The sequence below is a fragment of the Nonomuraea maritima genome, from assembly GCF_900100395.1.
GTDB lineage: Bacteria > Actinomycetota > Actinomycetes > Streptosporangiales > Streptosporangiaceae > Nonomuraea > Nonomuraea maritima.
Window position 1 is genome coordinate 11,988 of record NZ_FNFB01000025.1, and the last position, 22,814, is coordinate 34,801.

Sequence of the window (22,814 nt, forward strand, 5' to 3'; positions counted from 1 at the left end):
GTGGATCTTCTATGGTGGGGCGCTGACCATGCGTAAGGAGAAGTTCACTGTGCAGAGCCTTGTGAAAGGAAACCGCCGTCGCACCGGTCTGGTCGCGGCCGTCGTGCTCGCCGGCGGGTTACTGACCGCCACTCCCGCCACCGCGGCCACCGCCGCGACGGAAGGGGTCACCGCGGCCGCCCAGACCAGCGCTGCGGCCCGCCCGTCCAACGGCCGCATCCTGTACGACCGCTACAGCGGCGGCCGGGGACGGCTGACGATCAAGAACGGCACCTCGAGGGACAGCGTCATCACCCTGGTCAAGGGCAAGACCAAGGCGATCAGCATCTATGTCCGCGCCCGCTCCACCGCGAGCATCAAGGACGTCAGGGACGGCACGTACCGCGTCTACTTCACCAGCGGCTACCGCTTCGACAACGCCAGGAAGCGGTTCACCAGAAGCGCCACCTACCAGCGCTTCGACGACCGGCTGAGGTTCGTCACGACCTCGACCTCGTACCGGATCTACACCCTGTCACTCCAGCCCGTCGTGGGCGGCAACGCCCGCAGCAGCGCCGTGAACCCGAAGGACTTCCCCTGATCGGCGCCCCCCGAGCCGATTCCGAGGAGCCGGACGCCTGTTCACCACGGGCGTCCGGCTCCTCGCGCGTCACGGCTGCTCACGCAGCATCCGCAGCAGGTCCCACTCGGTCTCGCACACCCGCCGCCCGATCGCGGCCAGCTCGACCGACCGCGCGCCGCCCCGCAGGTGGCGCATCGCCTGCATGACGCAGATGACGCCCCACTTCAGCACGCCGAACGTCTCCCACCAGCGCAGCGCCTCCAGGTCGACCGGCTGCCCACCGGCCGCCTCGTAGCCCTCGACCAGCTCGTCGTAGCCGCCGAACCCGCCCACCGGCAGCGGCGACCCGAACCGCCACGCCTTCACGCACAGCCACCCGAGGTCCTCCAGCGGGTCGCCGGCGTGGGCCAGCTCCCAGTCGAGCACCGCCCGGACGCCCTCGGGCCCGACGATCAGGTTGCCGTTGCGGAAGTCGCCGTGCACGACCGTACGGCGACTTCGGCGCGGCCGGGTCGCGCCCAGCCGGCGCAGCGCCAGCTCGAACACCGGATGCGGCTCGCCGAGCTGGTCGAGCAGATCGCGCCAGCGCTCCAGCGGGTCGTCCTGGCCGTCGTCCGGCACCGCCGACAGCGGCATCCGGTGGATCGCGGCGAGCGCCTGCCCGCACTGCCGGGCCAGCCGCGGCCGGGCGGGCGCGTACGCGTCGTCGCGCAGGATCCTGCGCGGGATCGTCTCGCCCGGCACGCGCGTCATGAGGATGTACGACTCCGCGGAGGCGATGATCCGCGGCACCGGCACCCCGGCGGTCGCCGCGGCCCGCATGAGCCGCGCCTCGGCCGCCAGCCCCGCCCCTGCCGCGCCGCCGACGCCTCCGGGGGAGTCGAGCCGCAGGATCAGCTCGTGCCGTCCGCCCTCGGGCATGACGACGTCGAGTGACCACGTCTCACGGGACGCGCCGCCCGGCAGCCGGGCACTGGCGGAGACGACCGCCTCGGCGCCGAGCGCCGCGCGCACTATCGCGGCAGGGTCGGCCGTCTCAGGGTCGGTCGTGGCAGGGTCGGTCGCGGCAGGGTCGGTCATCGCAGGCCGAACTCCCAGTTGCCGCCGGCCGCGTACGTGCCCAGGATGCGCCGCCCGACCGAGTCGACGTGCACCTCGTCGGGCCCGTCATAGACCCGTCCGGCCCTGGCGTGCCGGTACATCCGGTCGAGCGGCGTGTCAGGGGTCAGCCCGGCGGCGCCGTACACCTGGATGGCGCGGTCGATCACGTTGTGCAGCATGCGCGCGCCCACCACCTTGATCGCCCCGATCTCGACCCGGGACTGCGAGCCCGCGTCGATGTTCGCGGCGGCGTGCAGCGTCAGCAGCCGGGCGGACTGGATCTCGGTGTAGGAGTCGAACACGTGCTGCCGCATGAGCTGCTTGGCCGCCAGCGGCTCGCCGAAGGCCCGCCGCTCGTGCAACCGGCGGCACATCAGGTCGAAGGCCCGCTGCGCCTGCCCCAGCCAGCGCATGCAGTGGAAGATGCGCCCGGGGCCGAGCCGCCTCTGCGCGATGACGAACCCCTGGCCGCGCGGCCCCAGCAGGTTCGACGCGGGCACCCTGACGTCCTCGTAGCGCACCTCGCAGTGCGCGCCGTCGAGACCCAGCACCGGGGTCTCGCGCACGATCGTGTAGCCAGGAGTGTCGGTCGGCACCAGGATCATGGAGAACGCCAGGTGCGCCGGCGCATCCGGCTCGGTCCGGCACATCACCGTCGTGTACGCCGCCCGCGACGCCCCGGTCGTGAACCACTTGTGCCCGTTGATCACCCATTCGTCGCCGTCGAGCACGGCAGACGTGGTGAGCTGCGTCGGGTCGCTGCTGGACACCGCGGGCTCGGTCATCGCGAAGCTCGGCGAGATGTCGCCGCGCACGAGCGGCTCCAGGTAGCGGGCGCGCTGCTCGGGGGAGGCGTGCTCGTGCAGCATCAGCGAGTCCTGCAGCGTGTACGTCCCGAGCGCCAGCTGCCCGTACTCGCTGCGTCCCTGCACCTCGTTGACGTAGACGTAGTCGAGGAACGGCAGCCCGCCCCCGCCGAGCCCGCGCGGGTGGCCGAGCGCCCACAGGCCCTCCTTCTTCGCCTGCGCGCGCAGCTCGCCGAGCAGCGCCGCGGCCTCGGGGCCGCCCGCGTCCAGCACCGGTTCCGCGGGCTCGACCCGCTCGGTCATGAACGCGTACACCGCGTCGCGAACCGGCCGTACGCTGTCAGGCACCGCGAAGCTCATGCGCTCGATCACATCCCGGAACACCGCCGGGGTCAACAGGGCCGGGGTCAACAGGTCAGGGCAGCCAGCTCACCCGGCCGCGCAGGAACGCGTACCCGACGAAGGCGACGGAGTCGATGAGGGTGTGGGCCACGATCAGCGGCATGGCGCGCCCCCACCGCCGGTACGCCCACCCGAACACCAGCCCCATCACCACGTTGCCGACGAACCCGCCGAACCCCTGGTAGAGGTGGTACGACCCGCGCAGCACCGACGAGACCGCCACGGCCTTCCACGGCCCCCAGCCGGCCTGGTCCATCCGGTGCAGCAGGTAGCCGGCGACGATCACCTCTTCCAGCACCCCGTTCTGCGCCGCCGCGAGCAGCAGGACGGGCACCTGCCACCACACCTGCGGCAGCGCGCCCGGCACGACGGTCAGGTTCACCCCGAGCGCCACGACGGCGAGGTAGAAGGCCAGCCCGGAGCCGCCGATGGCGGCCGCCAGCGCCGCGCCGCGCGCGAGGTCGAAGCCGGGCCTGCGGAAGTCGGCCCCGATCGTGCGCATGGACTCGCCCGAACGCACCAGCAGGTACGCCACCAGCCCGACCGGCGCCACCGCGATCGCGATCTGGACGAGCTGCAGCGAGAGGTCCAGCCAGGGACGGCCGGGAGCCAGCGACCCGACCAGCACGGCCTGCTGGTTCTGGAGCTCGCGCGGCGCGGTCAGCGCCCCGATCAGCCGGACGACGGCCACCAGTGCGCTGGCGCCGAGCGAGACCGACAGCACGGCGCCGACCTCGGCGCGGATGAGCCGAGGGGTGAGCACCGGCGCGGGCGCGGGAGGGGAGGAGATGTGCATGCCCGCAGGCTAGCCCTAACATGATCGGATACGGATAAAAGGCGACATACCAGCATGTCAGCCCAGCGGGAACCCCACTTACCGGGGTCCGCCTCGCCGACCGAGCAGCCGTGCGGCCCGGCGCGGCGGGCGATGGCGTGTTAAGCACGTCTTGTGACACCTACCGAACCGCACGACGTACCCACCGCCGCGCAGCTCGTGGCCGCCGTACGCGACTTCCTGCAGACCGACGTGCTGCCGGCCGTCGAGGGCCGGGTCCGCTTCCACACCCGGGTGGCGGTGAACGTCCTCGGCATGGTGGAGCGGGAGCTGGAGCTGGGCCCCGCCCAGGCGGCGGAGCACGCCGCCCGCCTGGCCGAGCTGGGGGTGGCCGACGACGCGGAGCTGGCCGCCGCCATCCGCGCGGGCCGCGTCCCCGACGACGGCCCGCTCCTCGACCTGCTGGAGCAGGCCGTGCGCGCCAAGCTGGAGGTCGCCAACCCGGGCTACCTCGCCCACGACTGACGAAGCGGCCCGCCCCCGCGCGAACGGGAGCGGGCCGCATCGGGCGCGGATCAGTGGGAGCCGGCCAGGTCCAGGTCCTTGACGTCGGGGTCGCCCTCGTCGGCGAAGTAGTCGCCGCGCTTGGTCGCGTCCTGGCCGTCGGCCACCTTGGCCGCCCGGAAGATCAGCGTGCCGACCGCCGCCACCGCCAGGTTGACGATCAGCGCGAGGAACCCGGCGTAGATGGTCATCGTGGTGTCGAAGCCGAGGTTCTGCAGCCCGAACGCCGAGCCGCCGAAGTGCTGCTTGCCGTTGGCGGGGTTGGGGATGAGGTACAGCATCCACATGCCCGCCGCGAGACCGGCCGCCCAGCCCGCGATGAGCCCGCCCTTGTGGAACCAGCGCGTGTACAGGCCGAGCGCCACCGACGGCAGCGTCTGGAGGATGATCACGCCGCCGATGAGCTGCAGGTCGATCGAGAACTGCGGGTCGAGCAGCAGGATGCACAGCACCGCGCCCACCTTGACGACCAGCGACACGATCTTGGAGACGCTCGCCTCCTGGGAGTCGGTGGCGTTCTTGTTGATGTACTCGCGGTAGATGTTGCGGGTGAACAGGTTGGCCGCCGCGATCGACATGATGGCGGCCGGGACGAGCGCGCCGATGCCGATGGCCGCGTAGGCGACGCCCGTGAACCAGTCGGGGAACATCTGGTCGAGCAGCACCGGAACGATCGTGTTCGAGTCGGCCTTGCCGCCCGCGGTGATCGGCTTGGTGCCGGCGGCGATGGCCATGAAGCCGAGCAGGGCGATGAGGCCCAGCACGAGGCTGTAGGCGGGCAGCGCCGACATGTTGCGCTTGATGACGTTGCGGTTCTTGGAGGCCAGCACGCCGGTGAGGCTGTGCGGGTAGAGGAACAGCGCCAGCGCCGAGCCGAAGGCGAGGGTCACGTACTGGAGCTGGTTGTTGGCGGTGAGCAGGATGCCGTCGTTGGGGTTCGGCGTGGCGGCGAACTTCTCCGCCGCCGCGTCGAAGATCGACGACCAGCCGCCGAGCTTGGCGGGGATGTAGATGACGGCCGCCAGGATCACGATGTAGATCAGCGAGTCCTTGACGAACGCGATGAGCGCGGGCGCCCGCAGACCCGACTGGTACGTGTACGCCGCCAGGATCGCGAAGGCGATGATGATCGGCAGGTGCCCGGTGATGCCCATCGCCTTGAGCACGGCCTCGATGCCGACGAGCTGCAGCGCGATGTACGGCATCGTCGCGACGAGCCCGGTGATGGCGATGACGAGGGCCAGCGTCGGCGAGCCGAAGCGGGCCCGGACGAAGTCGGCCGGCGTGACGAACCCATGGACGTGCGACACCGACCACATGCGGGCCAGCACGAGGAAGACCAGCGGGTACACCACGACGGTGTACGGCAGCGCGTAGAAGCCGAGGGCGCCGGAGCTGAAGACGAGGGCGGGCACCGCGACGAAGGTGTAGGCGGTGTAGAGGTCGCCGCCGATGAGGAACCAGGTGATCCAGGATCCGAAGCTGCGCCCGCCGAGGCCCCACTCGTTGAGGCTGGCCAGGTCGTTCGGCCTGCGCCAGCGGGCGGCCACGAAGCCCATGCCGCTGACGATCGCGAACAGGAGGATGAAGACGACCAGTTCGGTCGTGTGCGCGCTCACTTGGTCATCCTGTAGACGATCGTCGTGGTGGTGACGCCGACCACGATGAAGGCGACCTGGAGCCAGTAGAAGAGTGGCCAGCCGAACAGGCGGGGCTCGTCGCCGTTGTAGAGAAACGTCAGCAGCGGCAGTGCGATCGGCACGACCAGCAGCCAGTTCCAGGGGCTGCGGTCGGTCCGCTGCTGCCCGGGTTCCCCGGTAGTCATCGACCCTCCGACACGTTGTTCAGGAGCGTTTGTCAACGCCACCTGACATGGAGTGAATGGAGGGAGATTAGCTTCACCGGCTTATTCGACCCAACATTTTGTGTATTACAGTTTGGCCGCAATGCCGAGTTCGTCTCGCAATACGAGACGAAATGCGGCGGCGCAAAAAATCCGCATCCTGCACCTTAGCGAGCACCATCTGGGGTCAGGCAGCACGTGATCGGCGAGTGGTAGGTAGCCAGCGCCGAACGGTCACCCGGCGGCATCCGTGACAAACCGACCGATCCGGGCTCTATCGCTCGTCGTAGAGGGCGGCCGTACGGGCGGCGGCGTCCGCGACCATCGCTCGTAACCGCTGCGGTCCGAGCACCTCCGCCTCCGGCCCGAACCGCAGCACCTGCGCGTACGCCACCTCCAGCGACTCCACCGCCAGCCGTACGGTGCCGTCGGGCTCCAGCGAGGCGAGGGCGTCGTCGAGCGCGGCCGGGTCGGCGACGTGCCGCAGCATGCGCACCCCGCGCTCGCTCAGGCGCAGCGTGACCACCTCCCGCAGCAGCGAGCGGGCGAACGCCGCCGACCGCTCCGCCCAGAAGGCGGCCAGGTCGAACCCGGCGTCCCGCTCGAACCGCTCGTCCAGCACCGTGAGGTCGCCGAACCGGTGCACGCGGAAGATCAGGTACCGCTCGCGCAGCCGCGCCGCGAGATACCAGACACCCGCCTTGAGCACCAGCCCGTACGGCTCCAGCACCCGCTCGGCGTCCCGGTAGACGGCAGTGACCCGCCGGTCGTCCCAGACGGCCCTGGCCAGCGGCGTCAGGGCGGACGGCGGCGGCGAGTCCCCGGCGAACCAGCCGGGCGCGTCCAGATGGAAACGCTGGGCCGCGGTCGCCGGGGCGTCCCGGAGGCCGGGGGAGAGCGCGGCGGCGGCCTTCAGCCTGGCCGTGGCCGCCACCTCCTCAAGGCCCATCTCCCGCAGCGCGGCCGGCACCCCCGACAGGAACAGCGCCTGCGCCTCGGCCCGGTCCAGCCCGGTCAGCCGGGTCCGGTAACCGTCCAGCAGGCGGTACCCGCCGCCCCGCCCGCGTTCGGCGTAGACCGGCACGCCCGCCGCCGACAGCGCGAGGACGTCGCGGTGCACCGTGCGCTCGGAGACCTCCAGCTCCACGGCCAGCTCGGCCGCCGTCATCATGCCCCTGGCCTGCAGCAGCAGGACCAGCGAGATCAGCCGCGAGGCGCGCACAGCGGGAGCACCACCGCGGACGGGTGGTCGGGGGAGTGGAACACCTCGACGTCGGCGGGGATCATCCGGCCGTCGGACGTCAGCGGGTCACCCGTGCCGGTGTTGCGGGAGATCGTCGGGTACGCCCCCGCCGCCACGTGCACCCTGACGCGGTGGTCGCGGCGGAACCGGTGCGCGATCGGCCACAGATCGACCGTGACCCGCCGGACACCGTCCGCGTCGCCGGTGCCGTCGGCGGGCCCGAGACGGTGCACGCCCTCGCACACGTTCATCGACCGCCCGTCCGGGTGCACATCGCACACCCGTACCACGACGTCCACGAACGGCGTGCTGGAACGGACGAACAGTTCCGCGCGGACCGGGCCGATCGCCTCGAGGTCGGCGTCCAGCGCAGGCGAGCTGTAGACGAGCACGTCGCGCCGCTGCTCCAGACGCCGCTGGTCGCGCGGCCTGGAGTCGCCCAGCAGCACCGGGCCGCCGATCACCGGCGTCGGGTGGGCCGGGTGGTAGCGGAAACGGTCGGGCTCCGCGGCCCGCGGAGCCTCCTGCCCGAGCCCGAACCCGTGCTGCAGGTGCCAGCGCCGCTCCCGCATGCCGGACACCGGCCAGTCGGAGTGGTCGCGCCACTCCTCCGCCCCGGTGACGTAGATCCGCACCGGGTCCGGCCGCAGCCAGGAGCGGTCGCCGAGCAGGTGCGCGCGGAACCAGGCCGACGCCTCGGTCAGCGACGCCCTGCCGTGCCGCGGATCGACGTGGTACCAGGGCCCGATCGTCAGGTACGGCCGCCGCCCCGCGGCCCGCAGCGCCGCGTAGTCCTTGAGCTGCCACGGCAGGAACACGTCGTACCAGCCGCCCAGCATGTTGACCGCCGCGTCGACCTCGCCCACCTTCGCCGAGAAGTCGCGCCTTTGCCAGTACGGGAGGGGGTCGGCGTGGTGGGTCAGCAGGTCGCGGTAGAAGCGCAGCGGCCGTCCTGCCGAGGCCAGGTCGAGCTCGACGAGCGGCCGCCCCGACAGGACCGCCCTGCGGGTCAGCCGCGGCGCGGTCAGTGGCGCCGCCGTGCCGCCGAACCTGTGCGACATGCCGTCGGTGAGCGTGGTCCAGCTCAGCACCGACTCCAGCGCGAACGCGCCGCCGACGTACGCGGCGTCGCGGAACTGCGAGGCGGTGACCTGCACCGCCATGGCCTTCATGTCGGGCACGTCGAAGGGCGCGATCGCCCACTGGGCGTAGCCCAGGTAGGAGGGGCCGAACATGGCGAACGACCCGCCGTACCACGGCTGCTTGCGCAGCCAGGCGACGGTCGCCAGGCCGTCGTCGTGCTCGTCGCCGAGCGGGTCGAGCACGCCTCCGGAACCGAAGCCGCCACGGCAGCTCTGCAGCACCACGTGGAAACCCTGCCGGGCGAAGCCGCGGCCGTAGTACAGGCCGAACAGGCCGCGCCGTCCGTACGGGGACCGCATCAGGACGACCGGCGCCGGCCCGCCGCCTGGCGGGGCGTAGTGGTCGGCGAGCAGCGTCACCCCGTCGGGCATCGGGACCGCCAGGTCCCGCTCCAGCCGCACGCGTTTCATGTACCAACCAGTAACAGATGCCTCGACCCCGGTGGCACCCGGGTCCCGCCTTCCCCGCGCGGGGCACCGAGGCCCCGCGGGGTGCGGTCTTTCTGCAGGTGGGCGAGCTGGGGCCCCCGGGGTCGGTCTTTCCTGTGGTGGGGCTTGGGGTCGTACGGGGTGCTGTCTTTCTGCGGGCGGGGTCCGTGAGGTGCTGCCGGGAACGCGAGGAGCCCGCCCCGCCTGTTCGAGGCGGGGCGGGCTCGTCGGGTTCTCTTCCGCGTGAACCCTCTGATCAGGTCACGGGGCCGTACGGTCAGGGCGTTCCGAGATGCGCAGGGCGTTGACCAGCGTCGCACCCTGCCTCGTCGCGAAGCGCACGTTGAGCTGCCCGTCGCTCACCCGTACCGTGTACTGCCTGCTCACCGCGGTGTACGTGCCCGCCTCGAGGGCCAGGTCGAGTGCGGGGATCGCGAGCTCCCCCTCGACCAGCACGTCGAACACCCGCTTGCCCATCTTGGTGTTCTTGATCTCCGCGAAGTCCAGCTCCACCGTGTACGTGCCGTCGGGCACGCCGTCGAACCGGTACTCCAGCATGGACTCCCTGGCCGTCTTGAACTTGGCCTGGTCGGAGGTGCCGGAGATGCTCTTCGACGTGCTCACCGTCTTGTTGGAGCTGCTGACATAGCCGTAGCCGCCCGCGGTGTACTTGCGGTCGGCCGACCAGGAGTCGCCGACGCTGTCCACGAACGTCTTATTGGCGCCCACCTCGATGGCGACCTGGTGCTTGGGCACCACGGCCGTCACGGCGATCTCGATGGCGGGCTGTCGTCCGCTGTCCGACTCGACCACCAGCGTGCCCTGCCGGAACGTCCCCGCCGCGACGCCCTCGCTGGACACCTCGATCTCCAGCGTCACCGACTGCCCGGCGTCGAGCCGTCCGCTCGCCGGCGTCACCGTGAACCACGACCCGCCGGTCACCGTGTACGGCGTCGCCGCGCCCAGGTTCGTCAGCTTCACCGTCCGCGTACGGCTCTGCCCGGCCGGCATGATCGCCGACACCTCCGCGGCCCCGGCGCTCACGCGGCCGGTGACCAGCGCCGTGTCGATGGGCGTCACCGAGGTGGCGGCGACGGTGACCGGCTGGGTGAAGGTGCCGTAGTGCTGCTTGGAGACGACGACCTCGTAGTCGCCGGCGAGCACCTGCCCGTAGAAGGCGCCGTCCTCACCGGTGGTGAACGTGGCCACGTCGCCGATCTTCACCGTCGCCCCGGCGATGGCGTCGCCGTCGTTGGCGTCGGTGACCTTGCCGGTGACCAGGCCGTGCCGGGCCGCGGTGAACGTCAGGCTCTGCCCGGTGGACAGCGCCGCCTCCTCGTAGACGTACTCCATCGCGTCGTCACCCGACGCGTTCTCGATGCCGATCGTGGCGCTGGTGCCCTGGTCGCGCCCGCCCTCGATGTCCTTGTAGCGGAAGGCGACCGAGCCGTCCTCACCGAGCAGCGCCTCGAACGACAGTCGCTGGCTGCTGTCGCCGTAGAAGGTGACGTTGCGCCACTCCACCACGTACGTGCGGTTCGGCGCGGTGCCCGTCACCGTTGTGTAGATGCCGCCCTGCGCGTCCACCACGATGTCGTCCCAGAACGGGTACACCGCGTTGTTCGGGACGCCCGTGGCAGGCAGCCGGGTGTTGGCGCCGGTCGTCGCCCGGTCGGCGAACGTGATGTAGCCGTTCGTGCCGATCCACGCCTGGCTGTACCCGGTGCCGTAGAACGGCACCCGGAAGGGCAGCGTGACCTGCATGGCGTCGTCGTCGCCGGTCAGCGCCAGCTTCTCGCCGCCCTCGACGTACGTCTCCTGGCCGCTCGCGCACGTGTAGCCGAAGTTGTCGCCGCGCAGCGGCAGCTCGATGTCCTTCACCAGGTCGCCGTCGACCGTGATCTCCTCCGTCGCACCGCTGGAGCAGCGCGAGACAGGCGTGACCTGCAGCTCGTACGAGCCCTGCGGCAGCCGCAGGCTGTAGCGGCCCGCCTCGTCGGTCACCGCGCTCGCCGGCGTGCCGACGGCGGAGACGGTCGCGCCGGCCTCAGGCGTGCCGGCCGTGGCGACCGTGCCGGACACGGTGCTCGACGGGTTCGCGGTCAGCTGCACGTCCGCGGTCGCCGCCTCGTCGGCGACGATCGTGACGTCGGTGGAGACCGCCTGGTAGCCGAACTTCTCGGCGGTCAGCTGGTACTCGCCCGGCAGCAGCCGGGGGAGGGCGTACGTGCCGTCCTCGCCCGTCACGACGGTCCGGGTGAGCGGGCCCGCCAGCGCGACCGTCACGCCGGACACGGGCCGGCCGCCCTCGGTGGCCGTGCCGGACAGCTGCCCGAGTCCCTCGTCGGGAGCGATCTGGACGGCGGCGAACGCGTCGAGCCGGCCCTCACCCCAGACGTTGTTGTCGGTGTCGGTGCCGCCGCAGCTCGTGTCGGCGACGTCGATCGCGGTGCTGTCGAGCAGCGGCCGCGTGGCGTCCACGTCGCCCTGCAGGCCCGGCGAGGCCGACCAGATCAGCGCCACCGTGGCCGCCACGTGCGGCGAGGCCATCGACGTGCCGGTGTAGCTGGCGTAGCTGTTGCCGGGGACCGAGGAGCGCACGTTGACGCCCGGCGCGGCGATGTTCGGCTTGATGTCGCCGTTCTCGCCCTCGCCCTTGCTGGACCGGTTGTACAGCGCGTTGTTGATGTCGAAGCCGCCCGCGCTGTAGGAGATCTCGTACTGGCCGGGCGAGCCGCTGGTGTCGCAGCTCGGGCCGCTGTTGCCGTTCGAGAAGGCCGGGAAGATGCCCGCGGCCACCCACGCCTCGACGGTCGGGCGGTACCACGGGTCGTACCCGTCGCCGCCCCAGGAGTTGTTGACGATGTCCGGCGCGAGGTCAGGGCGCGGGTTCTGGCCGTTGAGGTCGGTCGGCGCCAGCACCCACTGACCGGCCGCCAGCAGCGAGGCGTCCGTGCAGGTGTTGAGCTCGCAGCCCTTGGCGGCGATCCACTGGGCGCCAGGGGCCACGCCGATGCCGTTGGCGCCGGTCATCGTGCCCATGGTGTGGGTGCCGTGGCCGTTGTTGTCGCAGGGCGCGCTCGTCGGGCAGACGCGCGCCGGGTCGAACCAGTTGTAGTCGTGCGTGTACGACCCGTCCGGGTTCCTTCCCCGGTACGAGGCCGCCAGGTCGGGGTGGTCGAACTGGACGCCGGTGTCGATGTTGGCGACCACGATGCCCTCACCGCGGTTGCCCAGCTCGTCCCAGACGCGCGGCGCGTTGACGCGGTCGATGTTCCACTCCACCGCGTTCACCCCGTTGCCGGTCCTGGGCTCGGCGGCGCCGGGGACGGGCTTCGGCACGGACAGCGTGCGCACCGGCTCGATGCTCGAGACCTCCGGCAGGCCGGCGATCTCGGTGGCGAGCTTCTCGTCGGCCGTCACCCGCACCGCGTTGACGATCCAGAACGGGGTGTAGTCGGCCTTCTGCGAGTCGAGCAGCTTGCGCAGGCTCGCCTGGGAGCTCTTCGCGTGCTCGGTCTTGGCCTCGAAGACCAGCTCGGCCTTCGCGTCCTTGGTGACGGCCCGGCGGGCGGCGCCCAGGTCGGCGTCCCCCTTCATCCGGACCCAGAAGGTGGCCTTGTCGTCCTGTACGAGCTGCGCCTGGACGGCGGAGTCGATCTTGACCGGGTCGGGCGCCGCTTGTGCCACCCCGCTGGGTAACAGGAGGGCGGCGGCCGTGACGATCCCGGTCAGGATCGCCCGCCGTCGGAGGGTGTGGTGCACGTGCTCTCCTTCTCGGCTGTGCGGGTACTCGGGACTTCGGGCGTGATCTTTACGCCTCTGTCGAGAAGAGTGAAGTGATCATGTCGATAAATCAATAGATCGCGTCAAAGTTTCCTTTGCGGCGAGAAAAGAGATTCGGTCATCTTTAATGCCGTCATATCCGCCACAAACGGCAACCCCCTCACTTGACAACCAGGCTCACCGCCGGTTGCCACGCCCAGAATCGCCCCTATTGGTAACGCCCGTAACATCCGCTACATCGCCGGACGACCTGCTGCGGACACGGCGTCCACGCCGGCGCCAAGGAAGGAAGCCGGCGGCCCCGGCCGAAGAAGCCCGCCGTCCGCCCCGCCGCAGGAACTTGCCGGGTCGGCGGGAGCTCGCACCGCGCGGGCGTCCGCCTGGATGGAGGAGCCCTCCGGGGCGGAGTGGGCCGTGCGGGGGCGGAGGTGCTTCGGGCCAGGGGTGGGGTGTGGGGCGCGTTGCGTGATCATCAGGGGACGGTTAGGCTGGACCGCATGCGAAATCACGCCCAGCCCCAGTGGTGGCGCCGCTTCTAGGCGGCGCGTGATTCGCACTTCTCGACGGAGGCCGCCCCGCGTGGCGGCCTTTCCCGTGTCCGCCCCCGGGGCTCGATCAGTTGACGTGATAAGGGGCACAGCACATGGAGACGAGCGGATATACGACCGCCGGGGGCATCCGGGTCGAGCGTGAGGCGCGAGAGGTCGACGAAGCCGCGCTGGAAGAGATCGTCACAGCCCTCGGCGAACGGCGCGGCGGCGCCTTCTCCTCGGGCATGGACTACCCGGGCCGGTACAGCCGATGGGCGTTCGGCTACGTCGACCCGTGCCTCGAACTGGTCGCCAAGGGCCGCACCATCGCCGCGAGGGCACTCAACGAGCGCGGCCGCGTCGTGCTGCCCGCCGTCGCCTCCTGCCTCCTGGCCGCGGGCAAGCCGGTCGCCGAGCCCACGGCCGACCACGTCGAGGTGTACGTGCCCGAGTCGGAAGACCTGCTGCCGGAGGAGATGCGCAGCCGCCGGCCCACCGTCTTCACCGCGATCCGCGAGGTCATCGCCGCCTTCCAGGGCGACGACCCGCACCTCGGCCTCTACGGCGCCTTCGGCTACGACCTGGCCTTCCAGTTCGAGCCCGTCCGGCACAAGCTCGTCCGCCCCGACGACCAGCGCGACCTCGTGCTGCACCTGCCCGACCGGCTCGTCGTGATCGACCGTCAGCGCGAGACCAGCCTCGAATACCGCTACGAGTTCATCGTCGACGGCGCGAGCACCCGCGGGCTCGAGCGCACCGGCGAGACCTTCCCGCGGGTGACCCCCGCAGAGCTGCCGGACAACCCCGTGAGGGGCGAGTACGCCAAGGTCGTCGCCGCCGCCAAGGAGAAGTTCAAGCGCGGCGACCTGTTCGAGGTCGTGCCCGGCCAGGTCTTCCACGCCACCTGCGCCGACCCGTCGGCGTTCTACCGCGGCCTGCGCAGGAGCAACCCGGCCCCGTACGAGTTCATCATCAACCTCGGCGAGGGCGAGCACCTGGTCGGCGCCTCACCCGAGATGTACGTGCGCGTCAGCGGCGACCGTGTCGAGACCTGCCCCATCTCCGGCACCATCGCCCGCGGCAGCAACCCGGTCGAGGACGCCGAGGCCATCCGCACCCTCCTGTCCAGCGTGAAGGAGGAGTCGGAGCTGACCATGTGCACCGACGTCGACCGCAACGACAAGTCGCGCGTCTGCGTCCCCGGCACCGTCAAGGTCATCGGCCGCCGCCAGATCGAGCTCTACTCCCGGCTCATCCACACCGTCGACCACATCGAGGGCCGCCTGCGTCCCGAGTTCGACGCGCTCGACGCCTTCCTCACCCACATGTGGGCCGTCACCGTCACGGGCGCTCCCAAGACGTGGGCCATGCAGTTCATCGAGGACCACGAGGCCACCACCCGCCGCTGGTACGGCGGCGCCATCGGCTTCATCGGCTTCGACGGCTCCATGAACACCGGCCTGACCCTGCGCACCGCGCAGATCAGGAACGGCGTGGCGACCGTCAGGGCCGGGGCGACACTGCTGTTCGACTCCGACCCCGAGGCCGAGGAGCGCGAGACCGAGCTCAAGGCGAGCGCCCTGCTCGGCGCCCTCGCCACGGTCGGCGAGGGCGACGTCGCGCCGGTCGTCGAGCCCCGCGAGCAGCCGGGCCTCGGCCTGAAGGTGCTGCTCGTCGACCACGAGGACTCCTTCGTCAACACGCTCGCCGACTACTTCCGCCAGGAGGGCGCCGACGTCGTCACCCTGCGCCACGGCTTCCCGATCCACATGCTCGACGAGATCGCACCCGACCTCGTGGTGCTCTCGCCCGGCCCCGGCTGGCCGACCGACTTCGGCATCTCGGCGCTGCTCGACCAGGTCTACGCCCGCGACCTGCCCGTGTTCGGCGTCTGCCTCGGCCTGCAGGCCATGGTCGAGCACGCCGGCGGCACACTCGAACTGCTCGACCACCCCGAGCACGGCAAGCGCGGCCGGGTCGCCAGGCTCGGCGACAGCGCGCTGCTCGACGGGCTGCCCGAGGAGTTCACCGCGGCCCGCTACCACTCGCTGCACGCCAAGCGTCCCGGCGTGGTCGGCTTCACCCCGACCGCGCTCACGCCCGACGGCAACGTCATGGCCGTCGAGGACGCCCAGCGGCGACGCTTCGCCGTGCAGTTCCACCCCGAGTCGATCCTGACCCAGGAGGGCGGCGCCGGCGCGAAGATCATCGCGAACGTGCTTCGTCTGGCCCGCAGGTAGGTAAAACGCGGGCGGGAGCGTGCGGGGCTCCCCTAGAGTCTCCGCATGCTCCCCGTAGACCTGCCCGGCACGGTGCGTGACGCGCTGCTCGCCCCGCTCGTCGACCACCACTGTCACGGGGTGCGGCGAGACGACCTGTCCCGAGGGCAGTTCGAACTGCTCATGGGCGCGGGCGCGGCCCCGGCCCCGCCCGGCACCACCCACTTCGACACCCCGGTCGGCACGGCCGTACGCCGCTGGTGCGCGCCCGTCCTCGACCTCGATCCGCACGCGCCGCCCGCCGTCTACCTCGCCCGCCGCGACGAACTGGGCGCCACCGAGGTCAACCGGCGCCTGCTCGGCGCGGCCGGGGTGGTGGCGTTCCTCGTCGACACCGCCGCCGACGACATCGACATGCTGACCGCCACCGAGATGGGCCGGCACGGCGGGGCCGCCGCCGACGAGCTCGTCCGCGTCGAACGCGTCGAACAGGACGTGGCCGTGACGGCGCAGATCGCCGTCGACTACCTCGACGGCCTCGGCGAGGAGCTGACCCTCAGGGCCGCCCGCGCGGTCGGGCTCAAGACCGTCATCGCCGCCCTGTACGGCCTCGACTTCGACCCCGCGCGGCCCGCCAGAGGCGCGGTCATCGCGGCGGCCAACCGGCGCCTCGACGACCCCAAGGGGGCCGTCACCGACCCCGTGCTGCTGCGCCACCTGCTGTGGTGCGCGATCGACGTGGCCAGGGAGCGCGGGCTGCCGGTACAGTTCCACACGGGCTTCGGCGGGCGGTCACCGGCCGAGCCGCACCGCGCCGACCCGGCCCGCCTCGGGGCGTTCGTCCAGCAGGTGCAGCCGCTCGGGGTGCCCGTCGTGCTGCTGCACAGCTACCCGTTCCACCGGCAGGCCGCCCATCTCGCGGGCGCGCTGCCGCACGTGTACGCCGACGTGGGCCTCGCCTTCCCGCACACCGCCGCCGGCGCCCGCGTCATGGACGAGCTGCTGGAGCTCGCGCCGTACCACAAGCTGCTGTTCAGCTCGGGGTGTCACGGGCTCGCCGAGAGCGGCTACCTGGGCGCCCTCCGCTACCGTCGCGCGCTGGCCGCCGCGCTGGGGTCGCGGCTGGCCGACGGCGAGTGGAGCCCCGCCGACGCCGCCCGCGTCGCCCACATGATCGGCTCCGCGAACGCCCGCCGCGTCTACCGTCTGTGACCGCGGTCGCACCGCTGCTGACCTGCCCCGGTACGCTGACAGGTGTGCGGCGGGGGCTGAGTCGCGCTCACCGCCGCGACCTGGTTTGCTTGGGCCGTCACACTGCCGATCCGAGCGGGGGCTCCCCACATGCGCACTGTCGAACCCGAGGTCTTCATCGTCGCCCGTCCGGCGCTCGACTACGACGAGCTGGCCCGTTACCTGCGCGAGGTCGGCGGCGAGAGCTGGCTGGAGCGCCTCGACCGCGGCGACCTCGACGCCCAGAACCTCGCCGAGTTCGCCGGCCGGCTCTGCTACCGCTCCTTCGAACCCGGTCTCAACCCCAACGTGACCCGGATCAGGGACAACCAGGACGACTACCTGCGCAACATCCTCGCCAGCGCGCACGGTTCCGTCCTCGAACACCTCAACTTCAGCTTCGTGCTCCACAACGTGAGCCGCGTGCTGACCCACGAGCTGGTGCGTCACCGCCCCGGGGTGGCGATCTCGCAGGAGTCGATGCGCTTCGTCCGCCTGGAGGAGCTGCCGTTCTGGTTCCCCGAGTGGGCGCAGGCCGACGAAGAGCTGATGAAGCGGGCCGGCGCCGTGCTCGAGCACCTCGAGCAGTTCCAGCTCTGGATGGGCGAGCACTTCGGGCTCGACGAGGAGGGCGTGAAGTTCGCCGAGAAGAAGCACCGCACGTCGTTCATGCGCCGCTTCGCCCCCGAGGGCGTCGCGACCGGGCTCGTGTGGACGGCCAACGTGCGGACGCTGCGGCACACGATCGAGGCCCGCACCGCCGTCGGCGCGGAGGAGGAGATCCGCATGCTCTTCCAGCGCATCGGTGAGATCATGCGCGAGGAGGCGCCCGCCCTGTTCGGCGACTACGTCGTCGAGGACGGCGCCTGGGTGCCCGGCTGGCGCAAGGTCTGACGACCACGGCCCGCCGCGTGCCCCCCGCCTGACCAGCCCCTGAAGATCGTGCCAGGCTGCCGAGCCCTTCGGCTCGGCAGCCGTCGTCAGGCGAGGGCGGGCAGGACGTAGATCTCGGCGCCCGGGGGAAGGGCGCAGTCGAGGCCGCCGACGCAGCGCGCGTTCTCCGCGCACACGATCATGCTGATGTGCCGGCGGACGCCGCCGTACTCGTCGCACAGCCGCTCCGCCAGCAGGGGATGGGTGCGCCGCAGCGTGTCGAGGGCCGCGCCGAGGGTGGGTGGGGAGTCGCGGTCGGCGCCCACGGCGAAGACCTTGACCTCGGTGCGCCCGCTCACCCATCGCCGCAGCACGCTCGGCAGGACGAACACCACCATCGTGACGGGTCTCGCCATCGACTAGAGCACCGCCGCGCGCACCGTGAGCACGTCGGGCAGGTGCCGGCCGACCTGCGACCACGTCTCGCCGTCGTCGCGCGAGCCGTAGACCTCGCCGTCACGGGTGCCGAAGAACACCCCCGCCTCCGACGCGGTCATCGCGTCGCGCAGCACCGCCGCGTAGACCGGCTCCTCCGGCAGGCCTCGCGACATCGGCTGCCACGTCGCGCCGTCGTCGTCGCTGCGGTAGACGCGGTAGCGGTGATCGACCGGCGTGCGGTCGATGTCGGCGGTCAGCGGCAGCACGTAGACGGTGCCGGGCCGCGTCGGGTGCACCGCGATCGGGAACCCGAAGTCGGACGGCAGGGCGGAGCCGATGTCGTGCCAGGTGCCGCCGAAGTCGTCGCTGCGGTAGACGCCGAAATGGTGCTGCAGGTAGAGCCGCTCGGGCCGGGACGGGTGCAGCGCCACCTTGTGGACGCACTGCCCGAACTCCGGATACTGCTGCCCCTCGGGCATGAAGGGCGCGCGGATGCGGTGGTTGGCCGCCTCCCACGACGAGCCGCCGTCGGACGTGCGGTAGAAGCCCGCGGACGAGACGGCGACGCCCATGGTGCGGGGGTCGGTGGGGTGGGGGACGATCGTGTGCAGGCACAGGCCGCCGCCGCCCGGCACCCATCGCTCGCGGTGCGGGTGCTCCCAGAGACTCTCGACGAGCTCGTAGGTGACGCCGCGGTCTTCCGAGCGGAACAGGGCGGCCGGCTCGGCGCCCGCCCACACCACGTCGGGCTCGGACGGCGAGGGCGTGAGCTGCCAGACCCTGGCGAGGGTCGCCTCGGTCTTCTCGGGGAAGGCGATCGGCGCGCGGGGCGCCTCCTGCCAGGTGCGCCCGAGGTCGTCGGAATACATGACGGACGGACCGAAATGCCCGTACTCGATGCCGGCGAGGAGCCGGGGCGCCGGGCCCCGCGTGTCGATCGCCACCGCGTGGACCGCGACCGTGGAGAACTGGATCGGCTGGAGCTCGAAGGGCCCACCGCCCTTGGACAGGGCCAGGAACAGGCCTTTTCTGGTGCCGATCGCGAGGATTGCGTCACTCATAGCGTCGCTCCCGTGTTGGTTGCGCCCATGGTGTCACGCGCCACCGACAGTAACCGAGGACTGGGAGATTCGGCACCGTGACGCCCGCGCATGACCTCGGGGGTAATCGCGACGCTTCCTCCCTGACCGATAGCGTTCACGGCATGAGTGCGGTGGCCGTCCAAGGCGGGTCGTTCGGGGAATTGCTGCGGTCATGGCGGCAGCGGCGACGGGTGAGCCAGCTCGACCTGGGCATCGAGGCCGACGTGTCGGCCCGCCACATCAGTTTCCTGGAGACCGGCCGCTCCCGGCCCAGCAGGGAGATGGTGATGAAGCTGGCCGAGGAGCTCGACGTGCCGCTGCGGCACCGCAACGCGCTGCTGGTCGCCGCCGGCTTCGCCCCCGTCTATCCCGAACGCGAGGTACGCGCCCCCGAGATGAGCGTCGTACGCCAAGCGCTGGAGAAGATCCTGGCCGGGCACGAGCCGTACCCGGCGGTCGTGGTCGACGCGGCGTGGAACCTGGTCGCCGCCAACGCGGCCGCGGCCATGTTCATGGAAGGGGTGCCGGACGAGCTGCTGGCGGAGCCGGTCAACGTGCTGCGGCTGTCGCTGCACCCGAAGGCGATGGGCGGGCGGCTGCTCAACCTGGCCGAGGTGCGGGCCCACCTGCTGTACCGGCTGCGCCGCCAGGCCGAGGTGTCGGGCGACGGGCGGCTGGCCGAGCTGCACGACGAGCTGGCCGCGTACACGTACCCGGGGGTCGACCTCAACGTGGCGCACGTGCCCGGCCCCGGCGACATCCTGGTGCCGCTGCGGATCGCGGCGGGCGACCGGGTGCTGTCGATGTTCACCACCATCGCGACGTTCGGGACACCGGTGGACGTCACGCTCTCCGAGCTGGCGATCGAGACGTTCTGGCCGAACGACGAGGAGACCGCCGCCGCGTTCGCCACAAGCTAGCGGGACGTCGCGGGCGGCCCGGCGGCTGGATCGCCGGTCGCGACCGCCGCATCGACGGACACGGTGGCGGGGCCGCCACCCACCAGCGGCAGCCCTCCGGCGACGGTATGGGTGCGCACCTCGCCCACCTCGTCAGGGGGCGGGGCGGCGACCGCGAAGGCGGGGAAGGCCCGGCCTCCCGGCAGCACCGAGGTGGAGATGTAGTCGCCCACCGTGAGCCCGGCGCCCGCGGCCGCCAGCCGGTCGAGCTCGACCGGGCCGTGCAGCTCCAGCGGCGGCGACCAGCCGGCGCCCCCGTCGACGGACGAGGTGTAGGCGACCGTGAGGCGGCAGGTGGCCGCCGTGCAGGCGGCCTCGGGGTAGCGGTAGTACGTCAGCGCGAGCCTGGCCGCCTGCTCGCCGCCGCTCTCGCGGTCGACGCCGAGACCGGGGATGAAGTGGTCGCCGCCGCCGGACGTGACGCGCACGGGGTCGCTCCACGACGCGCCCGTCCCCGACCTGCTCAGCACGATGTCGTTGCCCGCGCAGCCGTACTGGAAGCGGCAGTCGTGCCAGGCGACGTACACGGTTCCCGAGGCGTCGGCCTCGGCGGACGGCAGGGGCTCGGCGCGCAGGCCGCCCGCGACCGGGTGCCGCTCGACCCGCGCGACCGCCACGCTCGCGCCCCACGTCCCGCCGCCGTCGAGCGAGCGGAAGGCGCGGACGTACCCGTCGTCGCCCAGGTACGGCACCACGACGGCGCCGTCCGGCCGCACCACCGGCTGGCCGCCGAGGCCGGTGGCCGAGGTGGGGGCGACCTCCCAGGTCACGCCGCCGTCGGAGGAACGGGCCACCATGATCAGATTGCCGGCCGCGTGGTCGTCGAAGACGGCGTAGCAACGGCCCAGGTACGGGCTGCGCTCGCCGTTGTCGCACACCACCCAGCTCTTGTCCAGGTCGGCCCGGTCGGCCGCCGCGGTGACGACCGGACGTTCCCAGTTCAGCCCGCCGTCGACCGATCGGCTGGTCAGCACCGCGGCACCGGTGCCGTCGCCGGAGAGCGCGAGGGTGGTGACCAGCCACACGCCGTGCCGGGCGTCGTAGGCCACCGACGGGTCGCTCACCCGCTGGTACGGTCCGCCGATGAGACCCGGCAGCAGGCCGCTCGTCCAGCTGGTGTCGCCGTCGGCGGAGGCCGCGACCACGACGCCGGCCGCGCCCACGTCGGCGTACCTGCCCGCCTGGTGCGCCACCACGAGGGTCGAGCCCCACTGGTAGGTGTCGGGGCCGGTCTGCGGGCCGGGCGCGTCCGCTCCGACGAGGGTGAGCGGGATGGCCGTGTCGTCGGACGCGTACGCCGGCACGATCGTGAGGACGACGGTGAGCAGCGCGACGGCGAGCGCGCGTACGCCCGTCCGCGCGGCCGGAGGGAGACAGGGCACAGAGGAGGGCGCGGAGGAGGGCGGCACGGATCACCTCTCTTGGCGTGGCACCCTCCAGCAGGCACCGTCCGGGCCGCCCGTGTCAACATCCTGATCTAGAAATCGCGCTCGCCCTGGGTGACGTCGCGGTGGATCTGCGCCGGCGGCACGCCGCCGTCCTGGAGGCGCCGCACGGTCTCGTTGACCATGCCGCGCGGTCCGCACACGTACACGTCGTGCTCGGCCCAGGAGGGGAAGCGCTGGGTCACCTCCGGCAGGTGGCCGCGCATGCCGTCGAAGGCCGGCTGGTCCGACACGACCGGCAGCACCCGCAGCCACGGGAACGACGACTCCATCCTGATCAGGTCGGGCAGGTCGTACAGCTCCTCGGCGGTACGGGCGCCGTACAGCAGATGGATGTTGGGACGGCGGCCGGAGGCGATGATCGACTCGATGACGGCCTTCAGCGGCGCGAGGCCGGTGCCGCCGGCGACGCACAGCACGTCGCGCTCGCTGTCCTCGCGCGGCGCCATCGTGCCCATGGGCGGCCCGAGCATGACCGTGTCGCCGATGCGGGTGTGCCGGGCGAGCGCGGTGGACACCCAGCCGCCCGCGACGGCGCGTACGTGCAGCCTGATCGTGTTGTCGGGGCGCGGCGCGTTCGCGATGGAGAACGTCCGCCACACCCGGGGCCAGCGCGCGGTCTGCACGTTGACGTACTGACCCGGCGTGTACGGCAGCCGCTGCGTGGGCCGCAGCGTGATCACCGTGATGTCGCGGTGGCGCGGCTCGTGGTCGATCACCTCCGCCAGCCACCACGCGGGGTTGACCCCGGCGTCCTCGTCGGCCGCCTTGATCATGAGGTCGGCGGCCGCCGCGTACGCCGACACCCAGGCGGCCTCGATCTCGTCGTTCCAGATCTCGGCGGCGAAGCGCCTGATCGTGGCGACGAGCGCGTTGCCGACAGCCGTGTAGTGCTCGGCGATGACGCCGTACTTGCGGTGGTCCCGGCCGAGCTGGCCGAGGTACGCGGCCATGCCGTCCGGGCTGTCCACGCTCCACACGATGCGCGTGAGCGCGCTGAACAACCGGTCACGCTGGACGTCCATGGCCGGCGGGAACATGCCGCGCAGGTGCGGACTCTCAGCGAACAACCGTCCGTAGAAGTAGGCCGTGGCCTTTTCGGCCTGCGGCTCGACGGCGGAGAAACTCTCCTTTACCAGGCGCGGATTCAACGACATCTTTCCAACCCCACCCCTTGACCGGAAACGCATTCCGGTCTTGTCGTCCACCTCCCTGACGGCTCCGGGTCGTGAGCGCCTGACCCCCACCCCGGCGTATGTCCTGCGCTCGAAAGTGAGTGTTACACCGCTCATGACGCGTCACAACCGTTTCACCCCAATAAGGTGCGATGCTGAACTATCCGTAGTGGGACGGTGATTTTCTGTATCCGGCGCTCCGCTGTTTCG

At 71.6% G+C, this 22,814-nt stretch carries 18 protein-coding genes; 6 read left to right on the plus strand and 12 right to left on the minus strand.

Annotation, left to right across the window (positions count from 1 at the left end; genetic code table 11):
- Nucleotides 1-49 precede the first annotated feature (49 nt).
- Nucleotides 50-580, plus strand: a complete 531-nt coding sequence (locus BLR04_RS29640; RefSeq protein WP_143022266.1) for a hypothetical protein — start codon at nt 50-52, stop codon at nt 578-580.
- Nucleotides 581-649: 69 nt separating this feature from the next.
- Here BLR04_RS29640 and BLR04_RS29645 read toward each other — a convergent pair whose 3' ends face one another.
- The 3 genes from BLR04_RS29645 to BLR04_RS29655 are packed head-to-tail and all read right to left on the minus strand — an operon-like array spanning nt 650 to nt 3,667.
- On the minus strand, nt 650-1,642 hold the full coding sequence (locus BLR04_RS29645; protein WP_090771450.1) for a phosphotransferase family protein: 993 nt from the start codon (nt 1,640-1,642) through the stop codon (nt 650-652).
- Complete coding sequence (locus tag BLR04_RS29650) at nt 1,639-2,829, minus strand: acyl-CoA dehydrogenase family protein (RefSeq protein ID WP_090771607.1); 1,191 nt, start codon at nt 2,827-2,829, stop codon at nt 1,639-1,641. The genes BLR04_RS29645 and BLR04_RS29650 overlap by 4 nt, the downstream gene beginning before the upstream one ends.
- A 55-nt stretch (nt 2,830-2,884) precedes the next feature.
- Nucleotides 2,885-3,667 (minus strand): CPBP family intramembrane glutamic endopeptidase, encoded by a 783-nt coding sequence (locus tag BLR04_RS29655; RefSeq protein WP_090771452.1) that lies wholly within the window; start codon nt 3,665-3,667, stop codon nt 2,885-2,887.
- Nucleotides 3,668-3,820: 153 nt separating this feature from the next.
- Between BLR04_RS29655 and BLR04_RS29660 the strand changes: the two genes are divergently transcribed.
- On the plus strand, nt 3,821-4,171 hold the full coding sequence (locus BLR04_RS29660; RefSeq protein ID WP_090771454.1) for a DUF6285 domain-containing protein: 351 nt from the start codon (nt 3,821-3,823) through the stop codon (nt 4,169-4,171).
- A 50-nt stretch (nt 4,172-4,221) separates the two neighbouring features.
- Here BLR04_RS29660 and mctP read toward each other — a convergent pair whose 3' ends face one another.
- The 5 genes from mctP to BLR04_RS29685 all read right to left on the minus strand — a co-directional run bounded on the left by mctP (nt 4,222) and on the right by BLR04_RS29685 (nt 12,632).
- Nucleotides 4,222-5,829, minus strand: a complete 1,608-nt coding sequence (gene mctP / locus BLR04_RS29665; protein WP_281191754.1) for a monocarboxylate uptake permease MctP — start codon at nt 5,827-5,829, stop codon at nt 4,222-4,224.
- Nucleotides 5,826-6,035: a DUF3311 domain-containing protein gene (locus tag BLR04_RS29670; protein WP_090771456.1), complete on the minus strand. Its 210-nt coding sequence runs from the start codon at nt 6,033-6,035 to the stop codon at nt 5,826-5,828. The genes mctP and BLR04_RS29670 overlap by 4 nt, the downstream gene beginning before the upstream one ends.
- Nucleotides 6,036-6,327: 292 nt before the next feature.
- A complete protein-coding gene (locus BLR04_RS29675; RefSeq protein WP_090771458.1) occupies nt 6,328-7,275 on the minus strand; it encodes a helix-turn-helix transcriptional regulator in 948 nt (315 codons plus the stop codon).
- A complete protein-coding gene (locus BLR04_RS29680) occupies nt 7,257-8,849 on the minus strand; it encodes a CocE/NonD family hydrolase (RefSeq protein ID WP_218129227.1) in 1,593 nt (530 codons plus the stop codon). The genes BLR04_RS29675 and BLR04_RS29680 overlap by 19 nt, the downstream gene beginning before the upstream one ends.
- A gap of 279 nt (nt 8,850-9,128) precedes the next feature.
- Nucleotides 9,129-12,632, minus strand: a complete 3,504-nt coding sequence (locus tag BLR04_RS29685; RefSeq protein WP_090771460.1) for a S8 family serine peptidase — start codon at nt 12,630-12,632, stop codon at nt 9,129-9,131.
- Nucleotides 12,633-13,296: 664 nt separating this feature from the next.
- Here BLR04_RS29685 and BLR04_RS29690 point away from each other — a divergent pair.
- The 3 genes from BLR04_RS29690 to thyX all read left to right on the plus strand — a co-directional run bounded on the left by BLR04_RS29690 (nt 13,297) and on the right by thyX (nt 17,526).
- Entirely contained in the window at nt 13,297-15,423 is a 2,127-nt protein-coding gene (locus BLR04_RS29690) for an anthranilate synthase component I (RefSeq protein WP_090771462.1), read from the plus strand.
- A 45-nt stretch (nt 15,424-15,468) separates the two neighbouring features.
- Nucleotides 15,469-16,614, plus strand: coding sequence for an amidohydrolase family protein (locus tag BLR04_RS29695; protein WP_090771464.1), 1,146 nt, complete (start codon nt 15,469-15,471; stop codon nt 16,612-16,614).
- 129 nt (nt 16,615-16,743) lie between these two features.
- A complete protein-coding gene (gene thyX, locus BLR04_RS29700; RefSeq protein ID WP_090771466.1) occupies nt 16,744-17,526 on the plus strand; it encodes an FAD-dependent thymidylate synthase in 783 nt (260 codons plus the stop codon).
- A gap of 86 nt (nt 17,527-17,612) precedes the next feature.
- On the opposite strand, the gene BLR04_RS29705 is transcribed toward thyX, so the two are convergent.
- Both BLR04_RS29705 and BLR04_RS29710 read right to left on the minus strand, forming a co-directional pair.
- Nucleotides 17,613-17,921, minus strand: coding sequence for a ubiquitin family protein (locus tag BLR04_RS29705; RefSeq protein WP_143022267.1), 309 nt, complete (start codon nt 17,919-17,921; stop codon nt 17,613-17,615).
- Nucleotides 17,922-17,924: 3 nt separating this feature from the next.
- Nucleotides 17,925-19,004, minus strand: coding sequence for a WD40/YVTN/BNR-like repeat-containing protein (locus BLR04_RS29710; protein WP_090771470.1), 1,080 nt, complete (start codon nt 19,002-19,004; stop codon nt 17,925-17,927).
- Nucleotides 19,005-19,147: 143 nt separating this feature from the next.
- Here BLR04_RS29710 and BLR04_RS29715 point away from each other — a divergent pair, with 143 nt between their 5' ends.
- The gene (locus tag BLR04_RS29715) at nt 19,148-19,945 is read left to right on the plus strand and encodes a helix-turn-helix domain-containing protein (RefSeq protein WP_090771472.1); all 798 of its coding nucleotides are present in this window, start codon (nt 19,148-19,150) and stop codon (nt 19,943-19,945) included.
- Here BLR04_RS29715 and BLR04_RS29720 read toward each other — a convergent pair.
- The gene (locus BLR04_RS29720) at nt 19,942-21,393 is read right to left on the minus strand and encodes a sialidase family protein (RefSeq protein WP_143022268.1); all 1,452 of its coding nucleotides are present in this window, start codon (nt 21,391-21,393) and stop codon (nt 19,942-19,944) included. The genes BLR04_RS29715 and BLR04_RS29720 overlap by 4 nt on opposite strands.
- 68 nt (nt 21,394-21,461) lie before the next feature.
- The gene (locus BLR04_RS29725; RefSeq protein ID WP_090771476.1) at nt 21,462-22,586 is read right to left on the minus strand and encodes a globin domain-containing protein; all 1,125 of its coding nucleotides are present in this window, start codon (nt 22,584-22,586) and stop codon (nt 21,462-21,464) included.
- Between the last annotated feature and the right edge of the window lie 228 nt (nt 22,587-22,814).